The following is a 13,065-nucleotide window of genomic DNA, read 5'->3' on the forward strand; positions in this document are numbered from 1 at the left end:
CTTAATTTATAATCGTGTTAAATACTTCCGGAACTTCATACACATCTATTTTAAGGGAAGACTGTGAAATAAAGCTGTTGATATTGCTATACACATTAGTTCCAATGGTAAGTTTATTTCCTGTACCTGAAGCACCATAGGAACCTAGTCTTGTACATGCAACACTTACCGTATGGTCTCCTTTGGAAAGATTGTCTACAATCCCGATCTGAGTATGAGTAAGGAAAGGATATGACGTAGTAATGGCTTTCAAATTCCGCTGTCTCAGGTTGACCAGTTTGTCATCCACAAAAATTCCGCAAGCATAGTCTATAGAGTTATCTGTACTTCCTGCCGCCCCAAAATCTGCCTGTACAACAGTTTCAAACTGAAAATAAGCTTTACTTTGGGTACTGAATACACTGATTACATGTGAAAGCCCGTCTATTTTCTTGAAGTTGGTAAGAGTACTATATTGTTTTCCCTGTGTAAATGTTCCTCCTCTCGAAGTCATGCTTACCGAAGAGTTTTCGGAAGAGGTAAAGGTAATTCCTGTATTATCCGAGAATGAGTTGTTATAAATCAGGTAAAATTTATTAGGTTCGTATTCAGGAATCCGAAGTGATTTCCACATCGGTGGAAAACCTTCACCCTGAGAAACCAGTATCTGGTCATTATTTCCATGAAAAACAGAATTATCAGCAGAATTAAAAACCCCTATTTTATTTCTGAAATTCACATCTCCGTTTACGTCAAGTTTTGCTTTTGGAGACTCTGTTTTTATTCCTACCTGCGCTGTTGTCAAAAGACTTATGCTAAAAAGCAGTGTTGATAATAGTTGTTTCATCATTAGTTGTTTTTATAGCTCACATATTCGATAACATCCATTTTCATGGTAGATTCCAGAGTAAATGCACTGGAAGCTCCATTTGAAGACTGCACATTACGTCCGATCGCAAATTGCGAAGCAGTGCTTGAAGTATCAATCTTTCTGCATGCAATGTCGATATTATGAACACCTACAGGAACGTTCTGCTCAGTATAGTTAAGGGTAAAGATATAATCCTGAAGTCCGGCTTTTCCGCTGTTATTATTGGAAGCGATTCTATCCGGGCGTACGGCTACCAGTGCTCCGTTTCTGAAAACACCGCAGGTAAATCTGACATTTTGTATTGTAGTAGCTGTGGAAGCCTTCATCTCAATACCGGTCTGGAATTGGTAAGTAAGCCTGTTCCTCCCGTTTTTGATGGTAAAAGTATTGCTAAGCCCGTCTATTTTTTTCCAATTTCCTTTTGTGATATCAGAAATGTTATCCCCAACTTTGTTGGTGTAGATACCATCACCCGCAACACCGTCCGTAAGTGAAATAATACCCGTTTGATCCGACGACAGATAAGAATTAATCAGCTTATACTGTCCCTCTTCCATAAAGGAAACATTCAAAGATTTCCACACAGGAGGCAAACCCTCGCCCTGAGAAACCAAAACCTGGCCGTTTAACCCGGCCTCTCCAGCCTGAGTTGAAGTACCTCCTACTCTAAGTTCTTTTCTTAAGGTGGTTTTTCCGTTCACGTCAAGAACGGATTTAGGTTTTGCAGTACCGATTCCCACCTGTGCGTTGGCATAGATTGAAAGAAGTCCAGCCACGCAGCAATGTATTATTGTTTTCATAATTAAGGACTGCAAAGGTACACAACGAAGTCCAAAAAATTCCAGTTATACATCTATAAACCTATAGAAATAAACACATTACAGAATAGAATTAATCACACATAAAAGTAGAATTATTTCTACATAACTCTACTTTTAACATCTTAAAAAAATCATATAACGTCTCAAACCCTTACTGTACGGGGACTTACAGGATTCTTTTAATCATTGAAAAGTGATTTTAAATGCTCAAAAACTGCCTTAATTCTCTTTAACAGGAATATTACAAAACAAAAACATGATAAGAATCACAAAAAAAACGTGCAAAAATTAAGTTTTTTACACGTTTCTAATAATTTTTATGATATTATTTCCAGTAAACAGGAATTAAAATTTAATCATGTTCAATGATTGCTTTCAACAAAAGATTGACCTCATCTACATTTTTAACTTTTTCTTTTCTCATCATCAACTGATTACCTTCTTTTCCGGACTTTTCTTTAAGCTGAGCCTCAGCCGGATTCCGGGTCAGATAATTAATAATATGTCTGAATCTGTCTGTCTGATAAAACTTATCCTGAGGATTTCCCGGGAAATAGCCTAAAAATACTCCGTTTTTCATGACAATCTTTTCAAAGCCAATGTCAGCAGCAAGCCATTTCAGGGAAACACTTTTTAAGAGATTGACAGCTTCTTTCGGCAAAGCTCCAAAACGGTCAATCAGCTCCAGTTCAAACTGATGAAGATCTGCTTCGTTGGTAATTTCAGCAATTTTCTGATACAACAGCAGCCTTTCTTCAGTATTGGAAATATAGGAGTCCGGCAGCATCAACTCTAAATCAGTATCAATATTGACATCCTTCACAGATTTGAAAAGCTTTTGTCTGTCTTCTTCATTTTCAAAAAGACTTTCAAAATCAGCATCATCTTTTAACTCTTCCAAAGCTTCCTGCATTAATTTCTGATAAGTTTCAAACCCCATTTCATTGATGAACCCGCTCTGTTCGGCCCCCAGAAGATCACCGGCACCACGGATTTCCAGATCTTTCATCGCAATCTGGAAACCACTTCCGAGATCTGAAAACTGTTCAATAGCTTCCAGACGTTTTCTGGCATCGGAGGTCATCATATCATAAGGAGGAGTGATCAGATAACAGAATGCTTTTCTGTTGCTTCGCCCTACCCTTCCTCTCATCTGATGCAGATCCGCCATCCCAAACCGATGTGCATCATTGATAAAAATAGTATTGGCATTCGGCACATCTACCCCACTTTCTACAATGGTAGTGGATACAAGAACATCATATTTCCCTTCCATAAAATCCAGAACATTCTTTTCAAGCTGTTTTCCTTCCATCTGCCCATGTCCTGTAATTACTCTCGCATCCGGAACCAGCCTTTGAATAAGCCCTGCAATATCTTTCAGGTTTTCGATTCTGTTATTGATAAAATATACCTGGCCGTCTCTCTGCAGCTCGTAAGAAACCGCATCACGAAGCGTTTCTTCATTGAATCCTATTAACTGTGTATCTACAGGCTGCCTGTTCGGCGGCGGTGTTTTGATAACGGATAAATCCCTCGCTGCCATCAATGAGAACTGTAAAGTCCTCGGAATAGGAGTGGCTGTAAGTGTAAGGGTATCAACATTATTCTTCAGCGTTTTCAATTTATCTTTTACTGAAACTCCGAATTTATGCTCTTCATCAATAATCAATAAACCAAGATCTTTAAATTTCACAGAACTGCTTACCAACTGATGTGTTCCGATGATGATATCTACTTTTCCGTTCTTTAAAGCCTCTAAAGTCTCTGATTTCTGCTTGGCTGTCCTGAATCTGTTGACATAAGCAACATTCACCGGAAAATCTTTTAGCCTTTCTTTAAAACTTCTGTAATGCTGAAAAGCAAGAATGGTTGTAGGCACTAATACTGCAACCTGTTTTCCGTCCGTAGCCGCTTTAAATGCCGCCCTGATTGCAACTTCCGTTTTACCGAAACCTACATCTCCACACACAAGCCTGTCCATCACCGTATCAGCTTCCATATCTCTCTTTACATCTACGGTAGCCTTTTCCTGATCCGGAGTATCTTCATAAATAAAGCTGGCTTCCAGCTCATTCTGCAGGTAGGAATCCGGAGTATATGCAAACCCTTTTGCCGTTTTTCTCTGGGCATATAACTGAATAAGGTCAAAAGCAATCTGCTTTACCTTCGCTTTTGTTTTCTGTTTTAAAGATTTCCACGTCGGAGATCCCAGTTTACTCAGAACGATCTCTTTTCCATCCGGCCCATTATATTTTGAGATCTTATGTAAAGAGTGAATACTTACATATAATAAGTCTCCGTTTTTATAGGTCAGTTTGAAACATTCCTGAATCTTTCCGTCATTGTTCACTTTCACCAATCCCATAAACTTCCCGATTCCATGATCGATATGGGCAATATAATCCCCGATTTTCAGAGACATCAGGTCTTTTAGGGTAAGCTGTTCAGATTTTGCAAAGGTATTTTTGGCTTTATATCTCTGATAACGGTCAAAGATCTGATGATCCGTATAAACCAGCAGTTTGCGCCCATTATCAACAAATCCTTCGTGCAGTTCAGACTTAAAGCTTTTAAATGGGAGTTCATGCTCAAGTTCTTCAAAAATAGACTCCAGCCTTTCTTTCTGCTTTTCTGTTGAAAAGGAAATCCAGGTATCAAATCCGTCATTCTGCTTTTCTTCGATATCTTCGATCAGCAGTTCAAAGTTTTTATGAAAAGAAGGCTGTGGAAGCTGCTCCATTTTTACTTCGGTTACTTCTTTCAGTCCTTCAATAAGTATTCCTCCAAAATCAACCGTTTTGAATTTTTTATAATCGAACAAAAACTCCTGATCAGAAATAAAAAGTTCCTGCGGAGTCCTGTGAGCAATATCTTTACTTAAGCTATCATATTTTTCCAGAGACTTTTCGTAGAATGTTCTTATCTTCTGCATTCCAACCATTCCGTTTCTGGAAATTACAAAGCTTTCCGCAGGCAATAACTGCAGCAAAGAAACCCTGGTTCCCGTCACTGAAAAGTTCATATTGGATACCAGCTGAAAATCTTTTACTTTATCTACCGAAAGCTGGGTTTCGATATCAAAGGTTTTAATACTTTCCACTTCATTACCGAAGAAAGTAATTCTGTACGGCTTTTCATGTGAATAGGAAAAGACATCTACAATTCCTCCTCTTACAGAAAACTCTCCCGGTTCTGAAACGAAATCAGCCTGCTGGAAATGATAATGATTAAGCAGTTCATCCACAAAATCAAAATCAAGCTGATCCCCAACTTTTATATGATGAGAAATTGCTTTAAAATCTTCCTTTTTCAATACCTTTTCAGATAAAGCTCCAGCATAAGCAACAATCACTTTGGGAGACCTCCCGGAATTTATTTTATTCAGGACCTCCGTTCTTAAAACCAGATTCGCATTCTGAGTTTTTTCTACCTGGTAAGGTTCAAGGTGGGTTGCCGGAAAGTATAACACTTTATCCTTACCCAAAAGATCCTCCATCTCCGTATTGGCATACAAAGCATCCTCCTTATCATCTACCAGATAAAGAATATTTTTCTTCTGGACCAAAAATAGCTCCGCCACAAAAATAGAAACTGATGATCCCGCACTTCCCTTTACGGTAATATGCTGATTGTTTTCTAACTGGGTAAAAATTTCTTTTCCAAACTCTTTCTGCATAAGGTCTGGAAGGAACTTTTCATTGATGGATTTTAACTGCATAAATAGTGATGGTATAAACGACAAAGCGATTTCGGGAGTTTTCCGAAACCGTTTTATGATACACAAAGGTAAGGATAATTTTTCTCTTCCTCTGAAAAACGGAAGGACTGACGGTTTAAAATGAACGACTTACCCTTATAATTCTTAATTTTTTACAATTTTATTTAATAACCTGTTAAAAAAATTCAACTATTTTCTCCGTGGCATAGTGTTTGGCTTTTAAGTTATAACCAAACATTTAAGAATAATATTATGAAAAAAGCAATTAAAATCTTAGGAGTTATGATGCTGTTGGTATTTACAGCATTATCTTTTTCGTCGTGCAGTAAAGATGATGATCCGGTAAACAATGAATTTTTCGCAGGAACTTATAAAGGAAAAGTTTCTTATAATGACGGAGGATCCACCAATATCAGCACAGATAACGGAAGTGTATTTGTAACAAAGATTGCCAGTGGCACCAAGTATAATTTTGCTTTCTCCAACAGTATTCCGGATCTTAACGGAATAGAGTTTAATCAGGAAGGAGATCATACTCTTGTTATGGTTGGTTCTACAGCAACTTCTTACATCAGAATTGATAATAATGACTTAAAAATATTATACGCTAAGGATGGCAAAACGTGGACAGCCAATTGTACGCGCTAGCCATGTCTATTTATATATTATGCAAGCCTGTTTCTGTAAATGGAGACAGGCTTTTTCATTGTAAATGAAGTGTTTTAATTTTTTTTTAAGCTGTAATAAACTTTAGTTAAGTTTGAAAATCCCGGTTTTGTAGCCTGCTTTTTGTATATCTTTATTCAACAAAAAACAAACAATAATTCTTATGAAAAAATTCTTATCTGCAATGTCTTTGATCCTGGGATTAGGACTTGCCACTGCTCAGCAGACTGCTCCCGCTAAAAGTACTCCCGCGCATCCACCAGTAAAAGCAACACCAGCTGCCAAACCGGCTGAAGTGAAAGCAGCAAAACCGGCAATGGATGCAAAAGCAGCTAAGCCTGCACAACCGGCTGCCAAAATGAAAAAGGACGGTACTCCGGATAAGAGATATAAAGAAAACAAACACCTGAAAAAAGACGGCACTCCTGATAAAAGGTACAAAGCAAACAAATAAGCATAACATTAACATATAGTTGTTATTTTCATAATCAAATTTCGAAAAGCCGGTGGAACCTGTTCCATCGGTTTTTTTATGTGAAGCCTTATAAAAAATGATTCCAGATTCTCTACTTATTTATAAATTTGACCCATGTTAAACTTCTTCAAGAAAAATGCAGCGCTGATCTGGGCAAAAAAACACGTCCAAAAAGCAGAGGATTTCAAAAAAAATGCTGAGAAAAACCAGGAAGACTTACTCCTTTCTCTGGTGAATACTGCTCAAAAAACACTTTTCGGGCGGGAACATGATTTTGAAAATATTCATTCTGTAAAAGAATTTCAGGACAGAGTTCCTGTAGCTGATTATGAAGATCTGAAACCTTATATTGAAAGGGTAAAAAAAGGACAGGCTAATATTCTATGGACAGAAACTCCGGAGTATTTTGCCAAAACTTCAGGAACCACTTCCGGTTCTAAGTATATTCCGATTTCCAAAGAAGGAATGCCATTTCAGATTGCCGGAGCTCAAAGCGCCTTATTTCATTATATCAGCAGAAAAAACAATGCTGATTTCGTGAATGGAAAAATGATTTTTCTCCAGGGCAGCCCGGAGCTGGAAGAAGTATTCGGAATAAAAACGGGAAGGCTATCAGGTATTGTAGCGCATCACATTCCCAATTACCTTCAGAAAAACCGTCTGCCAAGCTGGGAAACCAATATTATGGAAGACTGGGAGTCTAAGGTAGATAAAATCATTGAGGAAACGGAACATGAAAATATGACTCTGATTTCTGGAATTCCACCGTGGCTGATCATGTATTTTGAGAAACTGACAGAGAAACACGGTAAAAAAATCAAACAGCTTTTCCCCAATCTTCAGCTTATTGTTACCGGAGGCGTTAATTACGAGCCATATCGGGATAAAATGGAAGAATTATTGGGAGGAAAGGTAGATATTGTTCAGACCTTCCCAGCTTCTGAGGGTTTTTTTGCTTTCCAGGATGATTATACCAAAGATGGACTTTTATTATTAACCAATCACGGGATTTTCTATGAATTTATTCCTTTGGAAGAATACGGTAAGCCCGGAGCAAGAAGATTAACTTTAAAAGAAATTGAGCTTCATAAAGATTATGCATTAATTCTTACAACCAATTCCGGTTTGTGGGCTTATTCTATAGGAGATGTGGTAAGATTTATCAGCAAAGATCCGTACAGGGTTTTGGTAAGTGGAAGAACAAAACATTTTACTTCTGCATTTGGAGAGCACGTGATTGCTTTTGAGGTAGAGGAAGCAATGAAAGCTGCCCTTGAAAAATATCCGGCACAGATCACAGAATTCCATCTGGCTCCGCAGGTAAATCCGGCTGAAGGACTTCCCTCTCACGAATGGCTGATTGAATTTGAAAAAGAACCTGAGCATTTAGAAGCATTCAGAGATGAATTGGATCAACAGCTTCGGGCAAGAAACACTTACTATGATGATTTGATTTCGGGAAATATTTTACAGAAATTGCAGATTACGAGACTTAAGAAAGGAGCATTTCATGAATATGCCAAATCCCAGGGAAAATTAGGGGGCCAGAATAAGACGCCAAGATTGGCTAATGACAGAAAGATTGCAGATTTATTGGGAATTTACAAATTTTAATCATATTTTTTCAATTCCAAAAACGTATATTCAAAAAAAATTATAAATTTGAAAAACTAAAAGAAAATAATGAAAGCATCTGTACTGTTGAAATCATCTTTACTAACATCTTTATTTGTTATTACATCTTGTGCTACTACAAAATACAGCGAAGATATTTCAAAAAACAACTACTCTAATCTTGAAGCCGGAAAAATATATAAAGTAACGATGAGAGATGGCTCACCAAAGCAGACCATCTTATTCAGAAACGTTGTTGGTGAAAATCTGGTAGGTACAGCCGGTAAAAAAGACAGTACAGAAGTAATTATTCCTAAAGCCAATGTGGCTGCTGTAAAAGACAGAAGAAAGGCAAGAATTGCTGCAGGAGCTACCATCATTGGCGCAGCAGGTGTTGCCGCTATCGTACTAAGTTCTACAAGAGCTGACTAAAATAGATATTATCTTTTGAGACTTATTTAATATATCTTTTAAAAACTGACATATAAATGGCCCTAAATAAATTTTTAGGGCTATTTTTGTTCATGATTTCCTTTACCCCGTTACAAACATTACAAAATGTTGAATTCAGAAATCTTCTCACCGGGAGATTTTTTATTGTTTTAGCTTTCAGAATGCTTGCCACTTTATTAGGATGGTGGGTGTATCAATTAACAAAAGATCCTTTTTCAATAGGCCTTATCGGACTTTCTGAGGTAATTCCCGCTGTAAGCTGTGCATTGTATGCCGGACATGTTATTGACATGAACGAAAAAAAGAGACTGCTCCTTATTTGTAATTATGCTTATATTTTTCTGATCGGACTTCTACTGATTCCCGCATTCTTTAATGTGGAAATGCACTTTACAGGTCATCAGATTACCTATTATATTTATGGAGTTATTTTTTTCACAGGGATAGCAAGAGCCTTTATCGGCCCTATTGTTCCTTCCATGATTCCTAAAATCGTAAAGAAAGAAAACCTTCCGAATGCAGTAACCTTAAACCAGGCAACTTTCCTGATATCTTCTGTTTGCGGCCACGCTATTGGCGGTGTTCTTATTGGGTTTATCGGGGTAAAATGGACCCTGGTTGCTATTTTAACATTAATATTTGTTGCATCGTTATTCTTCTGGCAGCTTCACAAACAGCATTCGGAATATAAAAAGGAAACAGTAAATGTAGTGGAAAGTATGCGTGAAGGGATTTCGTATATTTTTAAAACCAAAGAAATTCTGGGAGCGCTGTGCCTTGATATGTTTGCCGTACTTTTCGGTGGTGCTGTAGCTATGATCCCTGTATTTGCGACTGATATCTTACATTCGGGAGCTGAAGGTTTCGGCTTGCTGAACGCTGCTTCAGATATTGGCTCCATGTGTATTATTACTATTTTGTCTATTGTTCCTCTTCGGAAAAATCAGGGGAAAATACTTCTTGCGGTTGTTACCGGATTCGGGTTATGCATCATTGGATTCGGGTTATCAAAACTATACTGGCTGTCTTTTATGTTTCTGGTGATGAGTGGAATGCTGGATGGAATTTCAGTGGTCATCCGCGGCACCATTGTTCAGTTAAAAACGCCTGATCATATCAGAGGACGTGTTCTGAGTGTGAATTCAATTTTCATTATGTCCAGCAATGAAATGGGGCAGTTCGAAAGCGGGCTTATGGCCAAATTACTGGGAGTAGTGCGCTCTGTTGTATTTGGCGGCTGTATGACTGTTTTAGTTGCACTGCTTGTAGGAAGCACCAATCCTAAATTGAGAAAGATGCAATATTAACTTATTGTTTACCAGCCTATTTAAAATCGGATATTAAAAAAATCAAAATCCGAAATACTTAAAATCAGAATAGAACGTTTTCTATTCTGATTTTTGTTTTACACTTGTTTTTTAAAAAATTATTGAAGAATTCAATCTCAAATATTTATTAAAACCGCTCATATATTTGCGATCTATGCATTATTGAATCCCAAAAATAAAATACCACATTTAAAACCAATACATTACTTTCATTAAATATATCCTAAAATCTTTAATTTAACGTTAATAATTTTTTATATTTGCTTCATAAAATATCCCCCTATGACTAAACTTTTACTAATTTTGAGCTTTCTCGTGACAGGTTCTCTGATGAATGCTCAATTTTTTTCAGATCAAACCTTACAACAAGCTGTTTTACAATTCGATAACGCTAAAACAGAAAACGATTACGATATGCTATTTTCTAGGTTTTCAGAAGCTAAAACTTCAGATAAATGGCAGGCTAATTATTATGCAGCAGCAGCATTATATCTTAAAACGAATTTCCTTTTAAATAACAGTCCGAACAGCCCTCTTGGAGAGCCTAATGAGACTGCAAGAAAACTGGCCATGCAATCCCTTGCTTCTGAAAAAAACAATGGAGAAGTAAACCTTCTTCTTGCGCTTATTCATTTTCAGAAAATCAGAATAAAAACAGCGGCAGATCCTCAAAAGGAATTAAAGACCGTGACAGGTTTCATGAATAAGGCAGAAACAACTTTAAAGAACAATCCAAGACTTTCCTTTCTGAAAGCCGAAATTGCTGAAAAGCAGGGAAACAAGACTGAAGCTATAAAGTTTTATCAAAAAGCAGCCAAAGAATTTGAAACATCAGGCACTGCATCCAGTTCACCCAACTGGGGAAAACAACTGATCGGAACAAACTAACAATAAGTAAAATGCATGATCTCCTGAGCTAATTGGGACGATCAGTTTTTTTATTATGAAAGATCTGGAAATTCATTATAGTGAAACATTCTTTTATATCAGATAAAAAACAGCAATTTTTAGTAATTAAACAGTTTTAATATTTGTTTTTAAAAATTAATTCTCATGAAAAAAACATTACTTGTTTTATTAATCATATTTTCACATATTTTATTTGCCCAGTCAGATTGTGGTACTGCAATGGCGGTCTGTGGTAACTCTGACATTTCATATACACCAGGCGGACACGGAGACATTGCCGAAGATCTGGGCGGATGTTTAACTTCTGACGAAAAGTACTCGGTATGGTATTCTTTTACTATAGCTACAGGCGGAACCCTTACCTTTGAAATCATCCCTAACGACCAGAGTGACGATTATGACTTTGGTGTTTACGGGCCTGACAAATCCTGCTCAAACCTTGGCACCCCAATACGTTGTTCCTATTCCGGACTAAGTGGGAATACAGGTCTTAACATGACCTCTACAGATCTTAGTGAAACCGCTACAGGAGACAAATGGGTAAAATACATGGATGTATTGCCTGGCCAGACTTACTATATCATTGTGAATAACCACAGAGAAACAGCTAACGGATTCAAATTATCATGGGGCGGAACGGCTACTTTATCTTCTCCGTTCACCGATCCGAATATACAGCCTCACCCATTTGTACCTCCGGGAATTCCAGGGGCTAACCCTAATGACCCAAGAGAAGTCATCATATGTTCTAATCCGGCGACTTTTGATTTTGCATCATTATCAGCAGGAATTCTTAACGGCAATCCAAATTTCAGCATCAGCTATCATACAAGTCAGAATGATGCTTTAACCGGCAACAACCCTCTTGTTGGTCCTCAAACGGTTACTCCTGTTGGTGTTTATTTCTACAGTATCAATTATACTGACCCAACGAACCCTAACAGCCCTATTAATAAGTGTAGACAGACCGGTAAATTTAAATTCAAAGATGGCACCATCAAGGCAACAGACGTAACGTTAACAAGCTGTAACAATAATAATGCAGGTACGGCAACTTATGACCTTACGACTGCAGATGTGTTCCCTGATCCTACCGCAACCAAGAAATATTATTATACTTTATACGACCTGAATAACTCTATTAATGAGATTACCAATATCTATCAATTTGTTTCTGCAGAGGGTAAAATATATGTAAAAGTAACTTCTGTATTCGGATGTAGCGATATTGCAGAAATTACCCTTAAGTTCTATCCGCAAATCATTGCGAAAGACGCAGAATTAAGATCATGTTTTATTGAAGCGAATCCTTCCACAGCCTTATTCAACCTTGATAATGCTGCTGTTATCACGCCACAGGCAGGTATCACTAAAAAATACTTCCCTTCACTGACCGATGCAATTGACGGAACCAACGAGATTTTAAATGCCAATTATATTGCACCAAGCGGTTTAGTATACGTAAGAGTGTCTGACACAAGAGGATGTTATGTAGTGGTAAAGATTGGTTTAACTGTAATTGCCCCGGTAACATCCAGTGTATTGAAAGATAAAATCATCTGTATGGAAGACACTACCACTTTGGATGCGGGACCTGGATTCAAAAGCTATGAATGGAGTACTGGAGCTACAACACAGTCTATCAAAGATGTAGGCGTAGGAGTTTACTGGGTAAAATTAAAAACAGGGGAATGTGTTGCCACTCAAAAAGTAACGGTATATCCTTCTGAGCAGCCGGTAGTAACAAATGTTGATATTTCCAACACTACATTAACGATCAATGTTATTGGAGGAACTCCGGATTACCAGTACTCTATGGATAAAATTTTATGGCAGGCTTCCAATACATTCTCTAATGTAGCAAGAGGAACTTACAAAGTGTATGTAAAGGATGCTTATGACTGCGAGCCTATTGAAGTTACGGTAGTGGTTCCTAATCTTATCAATATGATTACTCCAAACGGAGATGGTATCAATGATGTTGTAGATTATTCTGCGATGGCAGACAAACAGAATCTTATTTTGAGTATCTTTGACAGATACGGAACAAAAATCCACCAGGGAGACAAATCCAATGGTTACAAATGGGATGGCCGAATTGGCGGCAAGAATATCCCAACAGGTACCTACTGGTATTCTGTAACATGGAACGAGAATGACAAGAAGAACACTCCTTTCAAGTTTTCAGGTTGGATTGTTGTAAAAAACAGAGAATAAAACACCTTAGA

The 13,065-nt window shown here is 37.6% G+C and carries 10 protein-coding genes; 7 read left to right on the forward strand and 3 right to left on the reverse strand.

All coding sequences use genetic code 11. The annotated features are described in order from the left end of the window. Nucleotide 1: 1 nt before the first annotated feature. The 3 genes from LIV57_RS01160 to mfd form a co-directional block, all read right to left on the reverse strand. Nucleotides 2-829 (reverse strand): hypothetical protein, encoded by an 828-nt coding sequence (locus LIV57_RS01160; protein WP_227941098.1) that lies wholly within the window; start codon nucleotides 827-829, stop codon nucleotides 2-4. Further along, a complete protein-coding gene (locus LIV57_RS01165) occupies nucleotides 829-1,650 on the reverse strand; it encodes a hypothetical protein (protein WP_227941099.1) in 822 nt (273 codons plus the stop codon). Before LIV57_RS01165 ends, LIV57_RS01160 begins: the two co-directional genes overlap by 1 nt. A gap of 373 nt (nucleotides 1,651-2,023) precedes the next feature. After that, a complete protein-coding gene (mfd, locus tag LIV57_RS01170; protein ID WP_227941100.1) occupies nucleotides 2,024-5,392 on the reverse strand; it encodes a transcription-repair coupling factor in 3,369 nt (1,122 codons plus the stop codon). A gap of 252 nt (nucleotides 5,393-5,644) precedes the next feature. On the opposite strand from mfd, the gene LIV57_RS01175 reads away from it, so the two are divergent. The 7 genes from LIV57_RS01175 (at nucleotide 5,645) to LIV57_RS01205 (ending at nucleotide 13,054) form a co-directional block, all read left to right on the forward strand. Further along, the gene (locus LIV57_RS01175) at nucleotides 5,645-6,040 is read left to right on the forward strand and encodes a hypothetical protein (protein ID WP_227941101.1); all 396 of its coding nucleotides are present in this window, start codon (nucleotides 5,645-5,647) and stop codon (nucleotides 6,038-6,040) included. A 181-nt stretch (nucleotides 6,041-6,221) separates the two neighbouring features. Beyond that, nucleotides 6,222-6,512 carry a hypothetical protein gene (locus LIV57_RS01180; RefSeq protein ID WP_227941372.1) on the forward strand — a complete coding sequence of 97 codons (291 nt, stop codon included), beginning with the start codon at nucleotides 6,222-6,224 and terminating at the stop codon, nucleotides 6,510-6,512. Between the two features lie 135 nt (nucleotides 6,513-6,647). Then, nucleotides 6,648-8,147, forward strand: coding sequence for a GH3 auxin-responsive promoter family protein (locus tag LIV57_RS01185; RefSeq protein ID WP_227941102.1), 1,500 nt, complete (start codon nucleotides 6,648-6,650; stop codon nucleotides 8,145-8,147). A gap of 69 nt (nucleotides 8,148-8,216) precedes the next feature. Then, complete coding sequence (locus LIV57_RS01190) at nucleotides 8,217-8,579, forward strand: hypothetical protein (RefSeq protein WP_110008421.1); 363 nt, start codon at nucleotides 8,217-8,219, stop codon at nucleotides 8,577-8,579. Between the two features lie 92 nt (nucleotides 8,580-8,671). Beyond that, nucleotides 8,672-9,907, forward strand: a complete 1,236-nt coding sequence (locus LIV57_RS01195; protein WP_110008420.1) for an MFS transporter — start codon at nucleotides 8,672-8,674, stop codon at nucleotides 9,905-9,907. 303 nt (nucleotides 9,908-10,210) lie between these two features. Next, nucleotides 10,211-10,816 (forward strand): tetratricopeptide repeat protein, encoded by a 606-nt coding sequence (locus LIV57_RS01200; RefSeq protein WP_227941103.1) that lies wholly within the window; start codon nucleotides 10,211-10,213, stop codon nucleotides 10,814-10,816. 165 nt (nucleotides 10,817-10,981) lie between these two features. Further along, a complete protein-coding gene (locus LIV57_RS01205; protein ID WP_227941104.1) occupies nucleotides 10,982-13,054 on the forward strand; it encodes a T9SS type B sorting domain-containing protein in 2,073 nt (690 codons plus the stop codon). Nucleotides 13,055-13,065: the final 11 nt, after the last annotated feature.

Origin of the sequence: Chryseobacterium sp. X308, from assembly GCF_020733145.1 — a bacterium.
Lineage (GTDB): Bacteria > Bacteroidota > Bacteroidia > Flavobacteriales > Weeksellaceae > Chryseobacterium > Chryseobacterium cupriresistens.